Below are 17,389 nucleotides of genomic sequence, written 5' to 3'. Positions count from 1 at the left end.
GTCAGGAAGGCCCACTCCCGTGGCAGCAGCACCGCAGAACTACTTGGCCGTCATCAAGGTCGTCGGCATCGGCGGCGGCGGCGTCAACGCGATCAACCGCATGATCGAGGTTGGCCTCAAGGGCGTCGAGTTCATCGCCATCAACACCGACGCGCAGGCCCTGCTCATGAGCGACGCCGACGTCAAGCTCGACGTCGGCCGCGAGCTGACCCGCGGTCTCGGCGCCGGCGCCGACCCCGAGGTCGGCAAGAAGGCCGCCGAGGACCACGCCGAGGAGATCGAGGAGGTGCTCCGCGGCGCCGACATGGTCTTCGTGACCGCGGGTGAGGGCGGCGGCACCGGCACCGGCGGCGCTCCCGTCGTGGCCCGCATCGCCCGGGGCATCGGCGCCCTGACGATCGGCGTCGTCACGCGCCCGTTCACCTTCGAGGGCCGCCGCCGCGCCAACCAGGCCGACTCCGGCATCGGAAGTCTGCGCGAAGAGGTCGACACCCTCATCGTCATCCCCAACGACCGGCTGCTGTCGATCAGCGACCGCAACGTCTCGATGATGGACGCCTTCCGCTCCGCCGACCAGGTGCTCCTCTCCGGCGTGCAGGGCATCACCGACCTCATCACGACCCCCGGCCTCATCAACCTCGACTTCGCCGACGTCAAGTCGGTCATGCAGGGCGCCGGCTCTGCTCTCATGGGCATCGGCTCGGCGCGCGGTGAGGACCGCGCCGTCCAGGCCGCCGAGCTCGCGATCAGCTCGCCCCTGCTCGAGGCGTCCATCGACGGCGCGCACGGCGTGCTCCTGTCGGTGCAGGGCGGCTCCGACCTCGGCCTCTTCGAGATCAACGAGGCCGCGCGCCTCGTCCAGGAGGCCGCGCACCCCGAGGCCAACATCATCTTCGGTGCCGTCATCGACGACGCTCTCGGCGACGAGGTCCGCGTCACGGTCATCGCCGCCGGCTTCGACTCCGGGGGCCCGACCCACCGCGACGACGACCGCGCCCTCGGCCAGGTCATGGGGCGCACGGCCCCGCCGGCTCCTTCCGCCGCTACGCAGCGGCAGGCGCCGCAGCCGCCCCCGCAGCAGGCGCCCGCTCCGCAGCAGGCGGCGGCGCCCCAGCACCAGGGCGCACCGCAGCACCAGGGCGCGCCTCAGCCGGCCCAGGCGCACGCGGCGCCCGACGGGCGTCCGATGCAGCCGGAGCCGCCACGCCAGCAGCAGCCGCCGGTCCAGCAGCCGCCGCGTCAGGTCACCTTCGAGGAGGGCGACGACCTCGACGTGCCCGACTTCCTCAAGTAGGTCGCCGGTCCCGTCGTCCCCGGGTCGGGGTAGGGGGTCGGCACCGAGGTCACCGCGGCGTGCTCGGTAGGTTGGTCGTCGTGTTCCACTGGCGCTCGTCCGTCCTTCCGGCTCCGCACCCGCACCCCTCCTCGTCGTCGGTGTCGAGTCGCTCCGTCGACCTCGGGTTCACCGACCGCTCGGCCGGGCGGGGCACCGGGCCGTATGCCGGCCTCAACCTCGGTGGCCACGTGGGCGACGACCCGGCGGACGTCGAGGCCAACCGTGAGGCCCTCGCGACCGCGGTCGGGGTGCCGCGCGACCGCCTCGTCCTCATGAACCAGGTGCACGGTCGCGATGTCGTCGAGGTCCGGGGGCCGTGGGTCGGGGAGCCTCCGGAGGCCGACGCCGTCGTCACCCGCACGCCCGGTCTCGCCCTCGGCGTGCTCGTCGCAGACTGCGTGCCCCTGCTGCTGCACGACCCTGCGGCCGGGGTCGTCGGTGCCGTCCACGCAGGGCGCCCCGGCATGACCTCGGGCATCGTGGGTCGGGCCGTCGAGGCGATGCGAGACCTCGGAGCCGGCGCCATCAGCGCGACGGTCGGGCCCTCCGTGTGCGGGCGCTGCTACGAGGTGCCGCCGCAGATGGCGGCCGAGGCGGCCGGCGTCGCAGCCTCCGCCGCCGCCCGGTCGTGGACCGGCACGTCGGCGATCGACGTCGCCTCCGGTGTCGTCGAGCAGCTGGCGGCCGAATCCGTTGCCGTGCAGTGGATTCCCGGTTGTACCCGCGAGTCCGAGAGTCTCTACTCCTACCGCCGCGACGGCGTCACGGGCCGCTTCGCCGGCGTCGTGACCATGACCGAGGAGCACCCCCGATGAGCGACGACCAGCCCCGGCGCGACCAGCTGGCAGCCGGACTCGGCGAGGTCCGGGCCAGGATCGCCGCGGCGTGCGCCGACGCGGGGCGTGAGCCCGCCGAGGTGACCCTCATCGTCGTCACGAAGTACTTCCCCGCCTCGGACGTCCTGCTCCTCCACGACCTCGGCGTGCGCGACTTCGGCGAGAACCGCGACCAGGAGGCGGGGGAGAAGTTCGCCGAGGTGCGCGCAGCGCTGGGCGACGGGCCGGACGGCGTCGTGCTCCACTTCATCGGGCAGCTGCAGACCAACAAGGCGGGCCACGTCGCCGCCTACGCCGACGTCGTCCAGTCGGTCGACCGGCCCCGGCTCGTCAGCGCCCTCGACCGGGGCGCCCACCTGGCGAACCGTCGCCTCGACGTGCTCCTGCAGGTCGACCTCGACACGAGCCCGCAGGACGCGGCAGGGGGCGCCGGGCGAGGCGGGGTGCGCCCTGAGCAGGTCGGCGAGCTGGCCGACGCCGTCGCGGTGCGCGACCTCCTGCGCCTGCGCGGCGTCATGGCGGTCGCACCGCTCGGCGCCGACCCCGACGCTGCGTTCGCCCGGCTGCGCGAGGTCGCGGACGGCATACGCCGGCGCCACCCCGGGGCCGACTGGATGTCGGCGGGCATGAGCGGTGACCTCGAGGCCGCGGTGCGGCACGGGGCGACACACCTGCGTGTCGGAACCGCAATCCTCGGATCACGGCCGTCACTTCTGTAACGTCGAACCCACTGGATTCCGATCGGTTTGGGGAGTTGGCATGGCAGGGGCACTGCGCAAGACGATGGTGTACCTCGGACTCAGCGAGGAGGACCAGCGTCGTGACCGTGAGCGCTATGACGACTACGAGTCCTACGACGACTCCGACCACTACGACGACGAGTCCGACCGGTCCGGGGGGTCCGACCATGCCGACCACGGCGTGCACACCGCTGCCGTGACGCAGCTGCCGACCCGCCGCCCCGTCGCGGCTGTCGTGCGCGACCCCGAGGTGGGCTCGCTCAACCGGATCACGACGATCCACCCGCGCACCTACAACGAGGCCAAGAACATCGGCGAGTGGTTCCGTGACAGCGTGCCGGTCATCATGAACCTCAGCGACATGGACGACGCCGACGCCAAGCGCCTCGTCGACTTCGCCGCAGGGCTCGTGTTCGGCCTCCACGGCACGATCGAGCGGGTCACCTCCAAGGTGTTCCTCCTCTCGCCGTCGCACGTCGAGATCGCCGCCGATGAGCCCGAGACGCCCGCCGTCTCGACGCGCGGCTTCTTCAACCAGAGCTGACCCGGCCGCCCCCCGCCGTCGACTCGCCAAGATTCATCAGCGACACTGACGGGCATGGACGTGTTCTGGGCGATCTACGGCGTGGTCGTCTTCTCTTTCTTCATCGCCCTCATCGGCCGCTTCATCATCGACTGGGTGCAGGTGCTCGCGCGCTCCTGGCGTCCCAGCGGCCTCGTGCTCGTCCTCGCCGAGGCGATCTACACGGTCACCGACCCGCCGCTGCGGGCGCTGCGCAAGGTGATCCCCTCGCCCACCATCGGGGGAGTGCGCCTCGACCTCAGCTTCCTCGTCCTCATGCTCCTGACCTCGCTCGCCCTCAACGTGCCCAGCATCTTCTGATCGAGTTGTCCTGTCCGTATGGTGGATCGCGTGTCCGAGGCGTGGACGCCACAGGGTCACCGAGCCCCGAAGAAGGGTGCGGCTTTGGTTCGTGACCTGAACGTTAGATACCGTTGACCTGATCCACTCCGTCTGTATCGAGGTGACACATGGCGCTTACGCCGGAACAGGTGCTGAACAAGCACTTCCAAACCACGCAGTTCCGTCGTGGCTACGAGGAGAGGGATGTCGATGACTTCCTCGACGAGATCGTGGCCGAGATGCGCTCGCTCATCGAGCAGCGTGACGACTACCTGAAGCAGCTCAACGACTGCCGCGCGAGCAAGAACCAGGGCGCGGTTCGCGCCGATGGCGCGACTGCCGCGATGCCGGTCGTGGGTCGCCCCGGCGACGACGCGAAGCTCGGTGGCCTGACGGCGAAGATCCAGGACGCCGAGCGCGCCTTCAAGGCCGCCTCGGACCGCGCCGCCAAGGCGAAGGCCGACGCCGACAACGCCGAGCGCGCTGCCCGGGAGCGCATCGAGCGCGCCAAGGCCGAGGCCGAGCGCGCCGAGGCCGCAGCCAAGTCGGCGGTGGACAACACCGCCCTCGACGAGGCCCAGGCCAAGCTCACGCAGCTCAACACCCAGGTGGCCGACGCGGAGGCCAAGCTCACCAAGGCCCAGGAGAGCGCCCGCGCTGCCGAGGCCGAGGCCCGTGCCGCCGAGGAGCGCGCGTCGCGTGCTGCCACGAACGCCCAGGCCGCCGCCGCCTCGCCGGCCGCCGCGGCAACGTCGACCGGCACGGCCAACCTCGATGCCGCCGGCGTCATCGCGCTGGCCCAGCGCCTGCACGACGAGCACGTCGCAGCGGGAGAGTCCCGCCGCAACGAGCTCATCTCCGAGGCGGAGGGTCGCCACGCAGAGCTGCTCTCGACCGGGCAGGCGAAGCACGACGAGCTCGTCTCCACCGCCCAGGCGCGTCACGACGAGGTCACCCGACAGGCCGAGCAGATCGCCGCGGAGGCCGCGGCCAAGCGCGATCAGATGCTGTCGGAGGCCACCGCGCAGCGTGACCAGATGCTGACCGAGGCTGCCGCACAGCGCGACCAGATGCTGACGGAGGCGCGCGAGCGCTCCACCGGGATGGTCGCCGAGGCCCAGCAGAAGAAGGCCGCCCTCCTCGAGGAGCTCGACAAGCAGAAGGGGCTGCTCGACCGCAAGATCGAGGAGCTGCGCGGCTTCGAGAAGAACTACCGCAGCAACCTCAAGTCCTACATCGAGGGTCAGCTGCACGACCTCGACGGCAGCATGCAGGAGCCGGCCCACGCAGGCAACCAGAGCTGAGCCGTCGGGCTCAGTGCCCGAGCCGCACTGCGGCTCAGAGAGACAGCGATCACACCGACCGCCCGGAAACCCTCCGGGCGGTCGGTGTTTGTCCGTCACATGGCGAACTGTTCCGTCACTGCTGGCGTTTCACGTTTGTGCGGGGCGCGCTGGGGCCTTATTGTCGGCCCCACTTGTCAACGTCGACGGCGTGAGCGACGAAGGGGCTGTGGTCCGATGGTGGCTGAGAACGCAGGGTCCGGCACTACAACCGCACGGGGCGGGGCAGCCAGGAAGGCTCCCGCTCGGAAGACGACCGCGCCCTCCTCCGACAGCGCGCCCGCTCGGTCCACGACCTCTCGAGTCGGGTCGGCGGTGCGCTCCACCGTCAAGTCCGTCAAGGACGCGGTGACCCGGGCGACGACCTCGGGGGGCAGGCCGACCGCCCCGTCGGCGGCCCCGGCCAAGAAGGCGAGCGCGTCCAAGACCGCCACGACGAAGGCTGCGCCCGCGAAGACCACTGCGGCGAAGACCACTGCGGCGAAGACCACTGCGGCGAAGAAGGCGCCGGCCGCCAAGACGACCGCAGCGAAGAAGGCACCGGCCGCGAAGAAGGCGCCAGCCTCGAAGACGCCGGCCACGACATCGACCGCGAAGAAGCCCGCCGCCAAGAAGTCCCCGGCCAAGAAGGCCCCGGCCAAGGCCCCGGCGGCGTCATCGACCGCGAAGGCTGCGGCGAAGACGGCCCCCTCCACGTCTGCGGCCAAGACGGCCTCCAAGACGGCCTCCAAGACCGGCTCCAAGACCGCGACGAAGGCCGCGACGACTCGACCCGCACGACCTGCGGCGACGAAGGCCGCGAAAACGCCTGCGGCGCAGGCAGCGACGCCGGCCGCCCCCTCACCCGCCAAGACGGCCACGCGGGCGACGAAGACCTCCACGACGACGTCTGCTGCTCCGGCAGCGGAACGCCCGGCAACGGGTAAGAAGACCGCAGCCCCGTCCGCGGCATCGCCGCGAACCACCCGAACCACCAAGAAGGCATCCGTGACCACGAGCTCGACCGCAGCGCCCCGAGGCGCCAGCAGCACCGCCACGAAGACGACCGCCAAGACGGCCGGAACCGCGGCCAAGACGCCGACGAAGCGAGTCGCGTCGCGACTGCGGGTCAAGGACGACGAGTCACCGTGGAGCGAGGCAGAGATCGCCGAGGTGCGACAGATCCTCATCGACGAGATCGAGGAGCACCGCGCCGAGGTCGAGGTCGCCGAGCGCGAGCTCGACGAGGTCCTGCGGGCCAGCGGCGACGGCGCGGGCGACGACCAGGCCGATGCCGGGTCCAAGACCGCGGAGCGCGCCCATGAGATCTCCGTGGCCGCCAACGCCCGCGCCGGCCTGCTCCAGGCCGAGCACGCTCTCGAGCAGCTCGAGGCCGGCACGTACGGGATCTGCGAGAACTGCGGCAACCCGATCGGCAAACTTCGACTTCAGGCCCGTCCTCGTGCGACCCTGTGCATGCCATGCCAGGAGAAGCACGCTCGCCACTGACCCCGGACCACGCCACGTCGACGCCCCCCGAGGGCGTCGATGGCGCGTCCAGCCCCGACGACCAGCCCGCTGACGCGCCCGAGCGCGCCAGGCGGCATACCCCCGTGGAGGCCGGGCCGGCCCCCGACGACGCTCGCCCCTCGAGCCGCAGGCGGCGACGCCTCTTCGCGTTGCTCGCGATCGTCGCCGTGACCGCCTACGTCACCGACCAGGTGAGCAAGGCCGTCGCGCTGAACGCGCTCGCGGACGGCCTGCCCCGACCCTTCATCGGTGACTTCATCCGGCTCAAGCTGATCGGCAACCCGGGCGCAGCGCTCTCGCTCGGCGCCGGCAACACGTGGGTCATGACGGCGATCGCGGTGGGGGTGCTCGTCGCCATCGTGTTCGTCGCCAAGGGTCTCGGCTCGCGCGCGTGGGCGATCGCCCTCGGCCTGCTGCTCGGCGCGGCCCTGGGCAACCTCACCGACCGCTTCGTGCGTCCGCCGGGTGGTGGCCAGGGGCACGTCGTCGACTTCCTCGACTACAACCGGTGGTTCATCGGCAACGTCGCCGACATCTGGATCGTCAGCGCAGCCGTCCTCATCGTGCTGCTCGCCCTGCTCGGCATCGGGGTCGACGGCCGCCGCGACCGCGACGTGCGCGCTGCCAAGGCCGAGGCCGAGGCCGAGCGTGCCGAGGCACGCGCGGCCTCCGACGAGGGCTCCGAGGACGGTGGTGACCGTGCCTGACGTGCGCACCGTTCTCGTGCCCGACGGACTCGAGGGTGAGCGCGTCGACGCCGGCGTCGCCCGCCTCTTCGGGGTCTCCCGCACCAAGGCGGCAGACCTCGCCGCCGACGGGCACATCTACCTCGACGGCAAGAGCGTCAACAAGTCCGAGCGGCTCGTCGCCGGCTCCATGCTCGAGGTGTCGTTGCCCCGGGCCGAGGAGCGGCCCGGACTCGAGGTCGTCGCCCAACCGGTGCCCGGCATGACGATCGTCCACGACGACGACGACATCGTCGTGGTCGACAAGCCCGTCGGCGTCGCAGCCCACCCGAGCGTCGGCTGGGTCGGCCCCGACGTCGTCTCGGGCCTCGCCGCCGCGGGCTACCGCATCTCGACCTCCGGCGCGCCGGAGCGCCAGGGGATCGTGAGCCGGCTCGACGTCGGCACGTCGGGCCTCATGGTCGTCGCGAAGAGCGAGTCCGCCTACTCCCGCCTCAAGCAGGCGTTCCGCAGCCGCACCGTCGACAAGACCTACCACGCCCTCGTCCAGGGGCTGCCCGACCCCGTGGTCGGCACGATCGACGCGCCGATCGGCCGCCACCCCGGCCACGACTACAAGTTCGCGGTCATGAAGAACGGCAAGCCGTCGGTCACGCACTACGAGGTGATCGAGGCCTTCCGCCACGCGAGCCTGCTCGACATCCACCTCGAGACCGGCCGCACCCACCAGATCCGGGTGCACTTCGCGGCCCTGCACCACCCGTGCTGCGGCGACCTCATGTACGGCGCCGACCCCAAGCTCGCCGCGCGGCTGAAGCTCGAGCGCCAGTGGCTGCACGCCGTCGGCCTCGGTTTCGAGCACCCCGGCACGGGGGAGTACGTCCACTTCGAGAGCCCCTACCCGGAGGATCTCCAGCGGGCCCTCGACATCGTCGCGACCTTCTGATTCCTTCACCTTCGACCTCACCGTGAAGCCTGCCGGCGTATGCCGTCCGGTGACCGCGGTGGGGTCGACGCGCGTGGCGTCGCGGCGGGCCACGACACCCGGTCACGACACGCCGAAGGGTGTCCTCGGCGAGGCTTAGACTCATCCACGATGTCGACCCACGCAGCCCCGAAGCCCGACCAGAACTTCGTGCACCTGCACGTGCACACGGAGTACTCCATGCTGGACGGTGCGGCCCGCATCGGCGACCTCTTCAGCGAGGCGGCGCAGATGGGCATGCCGGCCCTCGCGACCACCGACCACGGCTACGTCTTCGGCGCCTACGAGTTCTGGAAGAAGTCGCAGGGCACAGGGGTCAAGCCGATCATCGGCGTCGAGGCCTACATCACGCCCGGCACACACCGCACCGACCGCACCAAGGTCAGCTGGGGCGACGGCGGCCGCGACGACATCTCCGGTGGCGGCGCCTACACCCACATGACGATGCTCGCCCAGAACAACGAGGGCATGCACAACCTCTTCCGCATGAGCTCGATCGCCTCGCTCGACCAGGTGTACACCAAGTGGCCCCGCATCGACCGAGAGCTGCTCTCCACCTACGGCAAGGGGCTCATCGTCACGACCGGGTGCCCGTCGAGCGAGATCCAGACCAAGCTGCGCTTCGGGATGTACGACGAGGCCCGCGAGGTGGCCGGCGAGCTGCGCGACATCTTCGGTCCGGAGAACGTCTACGTCGAGCTCATGGACCACGGCCTCGAGATCGAGCGGCGCACCCAGCGCGACCTCATCCGCCTCGCCCGCGACCTCGGCCTGCCGCTCGTCGCCACCAACGACCTGCACTACACCCGGGCCGAGGACGCCAAGGCCCACGCCGCCCTGCTCTGCGTCCAGTCGGGCTCGACCCTGATGGACCCCAACCGGTTCAAGTTCGACGCCGACGACTTCTACCTCAAGTCCGCCGCCGAGATGCGCCACCTCTGGCGCGAGCTGCCCGAGGCCTGCGACAACACGCTGCTCATCGCCGAGCGCTGCGAGGTCTCCTTCGAGGAGGGCGAGGGGCGCTACATGCCGCGCTTCCCCTGCCCTCCCGGCGAGGACGAGACGTCGTGGTTCATCAAGGAGGTCGAGACCGGGCTGCAGCGCCGGTTCCCCGAGGGGGTGCCCGACTACGCGCGCAAGCAGGCGGCCTTCGAGGAGGACGTCATCGTCTCCAAGGGCTACCCGGGCTACTTCCTCGTCGTCGCCGACTTCATCAACTGGGCCAAGCGCAACGGCATCCGCGTCGGGCCGGGCCGCGGCTCCGGTGCCGGCTCGATGTGCGCCTACGCCATGGGCATCACCGACCTCGACCCGGTGCCGCATGGCCTCATCTTCGAGCGGTTCCTCAACCCGGAGCGCATGTCGATGCCCGACTTCGACGTCGACTTCGACGAGCGCCGGCGCGGCGAGGTCATCCGCTACGTCACCGAGAAGTACGGCGAGGAGCGCGTCGCCCAGATCGTCACCTACGGCACGATCAAGGCCAAGCAGGCGGTCAAGGACGCGAGCCGCGTGCTCGGCCACCCCTTCTCCATGGGTGAGAAGCTCACCAAGGCGATGCCCCCCGCGATCATGGGCAAGGACATCCCGCTCGCCGGCATCTTCGACCCACAGCACAAGCGCTACAACGAGGCCGCCGACTTCCGTGCCGTGCACGACGAGGACCCCGCCGCCCAGGAGGTCGTCGCGACCGCCCTCGGCCTCGAGGGCCTGAAGCGCCAGTGGGGCGTCCACGCCGCCGGCGTCATCATGAGCAGCGAGCCGCTCATCGACGTCATCCCGATCATGCGCCGCCTGCAGGACGGCCAGATGATCACGCAGTTCGACTACCCGAGCTGCGAGTCGCTCGGCCTCGTCAAGATGGACTTCCTCGGCCTGCGCAACCTCACGATCCTCGACGACGCCCTCGAGAACATCAGGCTCAACCGCGACGAGGTCATCGACCTCGACGCGCTCTCCAAGGACATGTCCGACCCGGCGACCTACGCCCTGCTCGGTCGGGGCGACACCCTCGGCGTGTTCCAGCTCGACGGCGGCGGCATGCGCGCCCTGCTGCGCCTCATGCAGCCCGACAACTTCGAGGACATCTCGGCCGCGCTCGCGCTCTACCGACCGGGGCCGATGGGTGTCAACGCCCACACGAACTTCGCGCTGCGCAAGAACGGCAAGCAGGAGCTCATCCCGCTCGACCCGCAGCTGAAGGGCAAGCTCCAGCAGGAGATGATCGACGCCCTCGACCCCATCCTCGGCATGACCTACGGCCTGGTGATCTACCAGGAGCAGGTCATGGAGATCGCGCAGAAGCTCGCCGGCTACACGCTCGGCAACGCCGACCTCCTGCGTCGGGCCATGGGCAAGAAGAAGAAGGAGGTCCTCGACGCCGAGTACGTCCCGTTCAGCGAGGGCATGAAGGCACAGGGCTTCAACGAGGCCTCGATCGCCGCGCTCTGGGGCGTCCTCGTGCCGTTCTCGGACTACGCCTTCAACAAGGCGCACACGGCGGCATACGGCCTCGTCTCCTACTGGACGGCCTACCTCAAGGCCAACTACCCGGCCGAGTACATGGCGGCGCTGCTGACGAGCGTGCGCGACGACAAGGACAAGTCGGCGCTCTACCTCAACGAGTGCCGGCACATGGGCATCAAGGTGCTGCCCCCCGACGTCAACGAGTCGATCGCGAACTTCGCTGCCGTCGGCACCGACATCCGCTTCGGGCTCGCCGCGATCCGCAACGTCGGCCTGCCCGTCGTCGAGGCGATCATCCGCACCCGTGAGGAGAAGGGCGCATTCGCCTCCTTCAAGGACTTCCTCTCCAAGGTGCCGGCCGTCGTCTGCAACAAGCGCACGATCGAGTCGCTCATCAAGGGCGGCGCCTTCGACTCGCTCGGCGAGAGCCGCCGTGGCCAGGTCGAGGTGCACGAGCGCTACATCGACGCGCTCGTCGAGGTGAAGAAGCAGGAGGCGATCGGCCAGGACAGCCTCTTCGGCTCCTTCGGCATGGACGAGACCACCGACGCCGGTGGCCCCGGCGCCTTCGACGGCCTGCCCCCGGTGCCGTCCCTCGAGTGGGACAAGGCGACGCTGCTGTCGTTCGAGCGCGAGATGCTCGGCCTCTACGTCTCCGACCACCCGCTCTTCGGCATCGAGCACATCCTCGCGACGCACGCCGACACCCCGATCGCCTCCCTGCTCGGTGACGAGGGCAAGCCGGACGGCACCCCCGTGACGGTGGCGGGGCTCATCACGAGCCTCCAGCTCAAGCGCACGAAGAAGGGCGACCTCTGGGCGATCGCCACGGTCGAGGACCTCGACGGCGCCATCGAGTGCCTCTTCTTCCCGTCGGCCTACATGACCTACTCGACGATGCTCGCCCAGGACACCGTCTGTGCCATCAAGGGCCGGGTCAGCGCCCGCGACGACTCGATCTCGATCTTCGCCCAGGAGCTGACGATCCCCGACATCAAGGAAGGCCCGCGCGGTCCCGTCGTGCTGACGTTGCCGCTCAGCCGCGTCACGCCGCCGGTCGCCGAGAGCCTCAAGCGGGTGCTCGGCGAGCACCCCGGTGCCACGGAGGTGCAGGTGCGCCTGACCCAGCCCGGCCGGTCGGTGCTCATGTCGCTCGACGACTCGCTCCGCGTCAACGCGACCTCGGCCCTCTTCGGCGACCTCAAGGCCCTGCTCGGTCCGGCCTGCCTCACCTGATGACAGGGGACGAGCGGCGGCGCCTGCGTCGGGCGAGGATGGCCGCCCTCGGCCTCGCCCCCGCCCTCGGCTCGCCGCAGGCGCCGACCTCGGCCCTTGCCGTTGCCCGCGCCCTCGGCGCCCTGCAGGCGCAGGACTACGCGAGCGGCGCGTGGTCGCTCGGGGTGCGCTCCGGGCTCACGGCCGCGCAGGTCGAGGACGCGGTGCGGGCGCGGGAGGTCGTGCGCACCTGGCCGATGCGCGGCACGATCCACTGGGTGCCCGCCGAGGACGCCCGCTGGATGTGTCGCCTCCTCGCGGCTCCCACCGGCACGGCCCTCGCCACCCGCTACCGCCAGCTCGGCATCGCCGACACGCACGTCGAGCTCGCGGGGCGCATCTTCGAGGAGCACCTGGGCGAGCCGATGAGCCGGCCCGACGTCATCGCGCTCCTCGCCGAGCACGGCATCGACCCGAGCGACCAGCGCGCCTACCACCTCGTCGGCCACCACTGCATGACCGGCCTCATCTGCCAGGGCCCCCTCGTCGGCAAGCAGCCGAGCTTCGTGCTCATCGACGCCTGGGTGCCCCACTCGCGCACCCCCTCGCGCGAGGAGGCCCTCGCGACGGTGGCCGAGCGCTACGTGCGCAGCCACGGCCCGGTGACCGAGAAGGACCTCGCGGGCTGGGTACGAGGGCCGCTCCGTCTCATCCGTGAGGCGCTCGCACTCATCGCCGACCGGATCGTGCGCGAGGAGGTCGACGGCACAGAGTGGCTGACGCACGTCGACGCGCGCCCCGCGCCCGAGGGTCCGACGGGGGTGCAGCTGCTCCCGCAGTGGGACGAGCTGCTCCTCGGCTACCGGTCGCGCGACGTCAGCCTGCCGCCCGAGCACCTCGTCACGGTCGTCCCGGGCCGCAACATGGTCTTCGCTCCGACGCTCGTCGTCGACGGCGAGGTCGCGGGCACGTGGCGCAGGCAGGCTCGCTCTGCGCGCGTCGAGGTGCGGGTGACGCCGTTCGCCCCGCTCACGGCGGCACGGTGGCGCGAGGTCGAGACGGCGGCGGCGGCATACGGCCGCTTCGTGGGTCAGCCGGTCGAGGTCGTCCGCGTCGAGGAGCGCTGAGTGGCGCGCGGCGGCGTGCCCGCCTCTCCGCTCCCACCGCGCCACGGGGTCGACGCCCAACGCTTCCGTATGCCGCAGGGCGGGCCCTGGGAGTCCCTGCGCGACCACCTCGTGGAGCGGCTCGCGGTCGGCCTCACGGCGCAGGAGGTCGACCGCATGCTCGCGGCAGGCGAGTTCGTGGACTCGGCCGGTCGGCCGGTGCCTGCCGACGCGCCCTTCGTGCCGCGCTCGGTGGTGTGGGCTCATCGCGACCTCCCCGAGGAGCATCCGCCCCCCAGCGACGTCGAGGTGCTGCACCGCGACGAGCGCATCGTCGTCGTCGACAAGCCGCACCACATGTCGACGATGCCGCGCGGTCGCCACGTCGTCCACAGTGCGCTGGCGCGCACGCGGGTGCTGACCGGCCTGCCCCGGCTCGCGCCGGCGCACCGCCTCGACCGGCCGACCGCCGGGGTGCTCCTGCTGACGACCGAGCAGCGGTGGCGCGGCGCCTACCAGCAGCTCTTCGCTGCGGGGCTCGTCCACAAGACGTACCTCGCCGTCGCTCCGGTCCGCGCCGATCTCGACCTGCCGCTCGTGCGTCGCACGCACCTCGTCAAGGAGCACGGCGCCCACCAGGCTCGCGAGGTGGCGGGGGAGGAGCCCAACGCCGAGACCCTCGTCGAGCTCGTCGACACGGCAGGCGGGCTCGGCCTCTACCGCCTGACTCCGCGCACAGGACGCACGCACCAGCTGCGCTGCCAGCTCAGCGGTCTCGGCATCCCCATCACCGGCGATCCGCTCTATCCGCTCGACCGCGCCGTCGCCGACGACGACTTCAGCGATCCGCTCCAGCTGCTGGCGGCCGAGCTCGCGTTCGACGACCCCGTCGACGGACGCCCACGACGCTTCGTGAGCCAGCTGCGGCTCAAGGCGTGGCCGGGGCCCTGGCCCTCGCCCTCTCCCGTCACGTGACGTTCACCCACCGGTGCCGAAGTCACCCACTGCTCCGACGCGCGCACGTCTCCGCACCGGTCTAGGGTGACCGGCAGACCGTGCCGAGGAGCCGGTCACCAGGGAGGAAACCACATGCTCTTGTCACGTCCTGTCCTGCGTCGGGTCGCGGGGGCCACCGCCGCCGCGCTCGCCGTCGGGATCGTCCCCCTCGTCGCGGCCGCGCCGACCGCGTCGGCTGCCCCGAGCGAGCTGTTCATCAGCGAGTACGTCGAGGGCTCGAGCAACAACAAGGCGATCGAGATCTACAACGGCACCGGCGCGCCCATCGACCTCGCCGCCGGTGGCTACCGCGTCCAGATGTTCTTCAACGGCGGCACCGCTCCCGGCCTCACGATCAACCTGACCGGCACCGTGCTCAGCGGCGATGTCTTCGTCGTGGCCCCCACCAACGCCAACGCGACGATTCTCTCCGCGGCCGACCAGACCTTCGGCACCGCGTGGTTCAACGGAGACGACGCCGTCTCCCTGCAGAAGAACGGTGTCTCGGTCGACGTCATCGGGCAGATCGGGTTCGATCCCGGCACCGAGTGGGGCACCGGCCTCACTTCCACGGCCGACAACACGCTGCGCCGGAAGGCGTCGGTCACGGCCGGCGACCCGAACGGCGCCGACGCCTTCGACCCGGTTGCGCAGTGGGACGGCTACGCCGCCGACACGTTCGACGGCCTCGGCAGCCACACGGTCGACAGCGGCTCGTCCGAGGATCTCGCCCCCCGGGTCTCCGCGAGCTCGCCCGCGAGTGGGGCCACGGGTGTCGCGGTGACCTCGTCCGTGAGCGTCACCTTCTCCGAGCCCGTCACGGCGCCGCAGGAGGCCTTCGGCCTCTACTGCGCCGCACTGGGTGACGTGGACGCCGTGGTCTCTGGCGGCCCCACGACCTTCACCGTCGACCCGGCTGCCGACCTGGTTCCCGGCGACCGCTGCTTCCTCACGGTCTCTGCCGCGCAGGTGCGCGACGTCGACACCATCGACCCGCCCGACACCATGTCGGACGACGCGGTCATCTCCTTCACCACCACCCCTGCCGGCGACCCGTGCACGCTTCCCTACCAGCGCATTCCGGCCGTGCAGGGTGCTGGCGCGTCCGTGACCACGACGAACACCGTGACCACCCAGGGCGTGGTCGTCGCCGACTACGAGGGTCCCTCGCCGGCCCTGCGTGGCTTCTACATCCAGGACCCCACGGGTGACGGCGACCCCCAGACCTCCGACGGCATCTTCGTCTTCGAGGGCAGCAACGCCGACACGGTCAAGCCCGGCGACGTGGTTCGCGTGACGGGTCGAGCCTCCGAGAACCAGGAGCAGTCGCAGATCTCGGTCGGCACCGTCGTCGCCTGCGGCACCGGTTCCGTCGCCCCGACCGACGTCGTCTTCCCGGTCGAGAGCAAGACCTTCCTCGAGCGCTACGAAGGCATGCTCGTCCGGCTGCCCCAGACGATGTCCGTCACCGAGCACTTCCAGCTGGGCCGCTTCGGCCAGGTGACCCTCTCGCAGGGCGGCCGTCTCCAGCAGCCGACCAACGTCGTCTCCCCTGGCGCGCCCGCACTGGCGCTGCAGGCAGCGAACGACCTGCGCAAGATCATCGTCGACGACGGGTCGCAGGCGCAGAACCCCGATCCGATCCTGTTCGCCCGGGACGGAGCTCCCCTCACGGCGAGCAACACCCTTCGCGGTGGCGACACGGCGACCGGTGTCGTCGGCGTCATGACGTACACGTGGGGTGGAGCCTCGGCCAGCCCCAACGCCTACCGCGTGCGGCCCGTGGGCGCCCTCGGCGGCACGATCGACTTCGAGCCGGCCAACCCGCGCCCGACGAGCGTCCCCGACGTCGGCGGCACCACCCGCGTCGCCGGGATGAACCTGCTCAACTTCTTCAACACCTTCTCCGGCTGCCGCAGCGGCGTCGAGGGTGGCGCCACCGACTGCCGCGGCGCAGAGAATGCGACGGAGTTCGACCGGCAGTGGCGCAAGACCGTTGCTGCCGTCTCCGGCACCAAGGCCGACGTCGTCGCCTTCATGGAGATGGAGAACGACGGCTACGGCCCGGGCAGCGCCGTGCAGTTCCTCGTCGACAGGCTCAACGAGAAGGACGGCGCGGGCACGTGGGCGTTCATCGACGCCGACAAGGCCACCGGCCAGACCGACGCCCTCGGCGACGACGCCATCAAGGTGGGCATGCTCTACAAGCCCGGCGGGGTGACGCCGATCGGCCGCACGGCCGTGCTCAACACCGTGGCCTTCGTCAACGGTGGCGACCAGGCCCCACGCAACCGGCCCGCGCTCGCGCAGGCCTTCCGCGACAACGTCACGGGCGGCGTCTTCGTCGGGGTGGCCAACCACCTCAAGAGCAAGGGCAGCGCCTGCGACGAGCCCGACCAGAACGACGGGCAGGCCAACTGCAGCGCGGTGCGCACGCGATCGGCCGCCCTGCTGGCCGACTGGCTGGCCGGCGACCCGACGGGCACCGGTGACCCCGACGTCCTCATCCTCGGCGACCTCAACTCCTATGCCAAGGAGGACCCGATCACGATGCTCGAGTCGAAGGGCTTCACGAACCTCATCGAGAAGTTCAACGGCGCGGAGGCCTACTCCTACGCCTTCGACGGGCAGTGGGGCTACCTCGACCACGCCCTCGGCTCGGCATCGATCACCGCCCAGACCACGGCCGTGCGCGACTGGCACATCAACGCCGACGAGCCCAACGTCCTCGACTACAACACCAACTTCAAGTCGGCGGGACAGGTCTCCTCGCTCTACGCACCCGACGAGTTCCGGATCTCCGACCACGACCCCGTGGTCGTCGGGCTGGACCTCGCCGACGACGCCGCGGGCTTCGTCACGGGTGGCGGCTTCATCCAGTCGCCGGCCGGCGCGCTCGTCGCCGACCCGACCAGGATGGGCAAGGGCGCCTTCCAGATCGACCTCGACTACGCCGTCGGGGCAACGCATCCCACCGGCTCGTTCGTCTACAGCCTCGGTGGCGCCGGCTCGGCGTTCAGCCTCGCGGCCACGTCGTTCGACTTCCTCACCATCCGGGGTGACGCGGCCCGCTTCTCAGGGGCGGCGACGGTGAACGGCGCCGCCGGCTTCACCTACACCGCCGACGTCGTCGACCGGGGTAAGGCGGACACGTTCCGCCTCGTCGTGAGGGCGGCGGGCGGGTCGCTCGTCTACGACAGCGGCGTGCAGACGGCGCAGGGCCAGATCACGATCCACCCCTGACGGTCCCCGCCGCCGTGCTGCGTG

At 70.9% G+C, this 17,389-nt stretch carries 14 protein-coding genes; 13 read left to right on the top strand and 1 reads right to left on the bottom strand.

Features of this window, described 5'->3' with window-relative positions; all coding sequences use genetic code 11:
- Positions 1-19 precede the first annotated feature (19 nt).
- The 6 genes from ftsZ (at position 20) to FBY41_RS18790 (ending at position 5,120) form a co-directional block, all read left to right on the top strand.
- Positions 20-1,294: a cell division protein FtsZ gene (gene ftsZ, locus FBY41_RS18815; protein ID WP_141845881.1), complete on the top strand. Its 1,275-nt coding sequence runs from the start codon at positions 20-22 to the stop codon at positions 1,292-1,294.
- Positions 1,295-1,374: 80 nt separating this feature from the next.
- Positions 1,375-2,151, top strand: coding sequence for a peptidoglycan editing factor PgeF (gene pgeF, locus FBY41_RS18810; RefSeq protein WP_141845878.1), 777 nt, complete (start codon positions 1,375-1,377; stop codon positions 2,149-2,151).
- A complete protein-coding gene (locus FBY41_RS18805) occupies positions 2,148-2,891 on the top strand; it encodes a YggS family pyridoxal phosphate-dependent enzyme (RefSeq protein ID WP_141845876.1) in 744 nt (247 codons plus the stop codon). The genes pgeF and FBY41_RS18805 overlap by 4 nt, the downstream gene beginning before the upstream one ends.
- A gap of 40 nt (positions 2,892-2,931) precedes the next feature.
- Positions 2,932-3,456, top strand: coding sequence for a cell division protein SepF (locus FBY41_RS18800; protein ID WP_141845874.1), 525 nt, complete (start codon positions 2,932-2,934; stop codon positions 3,454-3,456).
- 54 nt (positions 3,457-3,510) lie between these two features.
- Positions 3,511-3,795: a YggT family protein gene (locus tag FBY41_RS18795; RefSeq protein WP_141845872.1), complete on the top strand. Its 285-nt coding sequence runs from the start codon at positions 3,511-3,513 to the stop codon at positions 3,793-3,795.
- A gap of 149 nt (positions 3,796-3,944) precedes the next feature.
- Positions 3,945-5,120: a DivIVA domain-containing protein gene (locus tag FBY41_RS18790; protein ID WP_141845870.1), complete on the top strand. Its 1,176-nt coding sequence runs from the start codon at positions 3,945-3,947 to the stop codon at positions 5,118-5,120.
- Between the two features lie 176 nt (positions 5,121-5,296).
- Here the strand turns inward: FBY41_RS18790 and FBY41_RS18785 are convergent, their stop codons facing one another.
- Positions 5,297-6,136 carry a hypothetical protein gene (locus FBY41_RS18785; RefSeq protein ID WP_185749151.1) on the bottom strand — a complete coding sequence of 280 codons (840 nt, stop codon included), beginning with the start codon at positions 6,134-6,136 and terminating at the stop codon, positions 5,297-5,299.
- Positions 6,137-6,146: 10 nt separating this feature from the next.
- On the opposite strand from FBY41_RS18785, the gene FBY41_RS18780 reads away from it, so the two are divergent.
- The 7 genes from FBY41_RS18780 (at position 6,147) to FBY41_RS18750 (ending at position 17,365) form a co-directional block, all read left to right on the top strand.
- A complete protein-coding gene (locus FBY41_RS18780; RefSeq protein WP_141845866.1) occupies positions 6,147-6,647 on the top strand; it encodes a TraR/DksA family transcriptional regulator in 501 nt (166 codons plus the stop codon).
- Positions 6,620-7,375 carry a signal peptidase II gene (locus tag FBY41_RS18775; protein ID WP_141845863.1) on the top strand — a complete coding sequence of 252 codons (756 nt, stop codon included), beginning with the start codon at positions 6,620-6,622 and terminating at the stop codon, positions 7,373-7,375. The genes FBY41_RS18780 and FBY41_RS18775 overlap by 28 nt, the downstream gene beginning before the upstream one ends.
- A complete protein-coding gene (locus FBY41_RS18770; RefSeq protein ID WP_141845861.1) occupies positions 7,368-8,300 on the top strand; it encodes an RluA family pseudouridine synthase in 933 nt (310 codons plus the stop codon). Before FBY41_RS18775 ends, FBY41_RS18770 begins: the two co-directional genes overlap by 8 nt.
- A 150-nt stretch (positions 8,301-8,450) precedes the next feature.
- Positions 8,451-12,041: a DNA polymerase III subunit alpha gene (dnaE, locus tag FBY41_RS18765; protein WP_141845859.1), complete on the top strand. Its 3,591-nt coding sequence runs from the start codon at positions 8,451-8,453 to the stop codon at positions 12,039-12,041.
- Positions 12,041-13,147 (top strand): winged helix DNA-binding domain-containing protein, encoded by a 1,107-nt coding sequence (locus FBY41_RS18760; protein ID WP_260439896.1) that lies wholly within the window; start codon positions 12,041-12,043, stop codon positions 13,145-13,147. Before dnaE ends, FBY41_RS18760 begins: the two co-directional genes overlap by 1 nt.
- Positions 13,148-14,101, top strand: coding sequence for a pseudouridine synthase (locus FBY41_RS18755; protein WP_260439895.1), 954 nt, complete (start codon positions 13,148-13,150; stop codon positions 14,099-14,101). It begins immediately after the preceding gene.
- A 114-nt stretch (positions 14,102-14,215) separates the two neighbouring features.
- Positions 14,216-17,365 (top strand): ExeM/NucH family extracellular endonuclease, encoded by a 3,150-nt coding sequence (locus FBY41_RS18750; RefSeq protein ID WP_141845857.1) that lies wholly within the window; start codon positions 14,216-14,218, stop codon positions 17,363-17,365.
- The last annotated feature ends 24 nt before the right edge of the window (positions 17,366-17,389 follow it).

It is taken from the genome of Humibacillus xanthopallidus (assembly GCF_006716675.1).
Taxonomy (GTDB): Bacteria; Actinomycetota; Actinomycetes; order Actinomycetales; family Dermatophilaceae; genus Humibacillus; species Humibacillus xanthopallidus_B.
Note: the sequence above shows the minus strand (reverse complement) of the source record. Positions and strands in the feature narration are given on the sequence as shown.

Coding starts and splice junctions, on each gene's coding strand:
- dnaE (WP_141845859.1), top strand. CDS start 8,451: ATGTCGACCCACGCAGCCCCGAAGCCCGACCAGAACTTCGTGCACCTG.
- FBY41_RS18805 (WP_141845876.1), top strand. CDS start 2,148: ATGAGCGACGACCAGCCCCGGCGCGACCAGCTGGCAGCCGGACTCGGC.
- FBY41_RS18800 (WP_141845874.1), top strand. CDS start 2,932: ATGGCAGGGGCACTGCGCAAGACGATGGTGTACCTCGGACTCAGCGAG.
- FBY41_RS18790 (WP_141845870.1), top strand. CDS start 3,945: ATGGCGCTTACGCCGGAACAGGTGCTGAACAAGCACTTCCAAACCACG.
- FBY41_RS18795 (WP_141845872.1), top strand. CDS start 3,511: ATGGACGTGTTCTGGGCGATCTACGGCGTGGTCGTCTTCTCTTTCTTC.
- FBY41_RS18760 (WP_260439896.1), top strand. CDS start 12,041: ATGACAGGGGACGAGCGGCGGCGCCTGCGTCGGGCGAGGATGGCCGCC.
- FBY41_RS18750 (WP_141845857.1), top strand. CDS start 14,216: ATGCTCTTGTCACGTCCTGTCCTGCGTCGGGTCGCGGGGGCCACCGCC.
- FBY41_RS18775 (WP_141845863.1), top strand. CDS start 6,620: ATGCCAGGAGAAGCACGCTCGCCACTGACCCCGGACCACGCCACGTCG.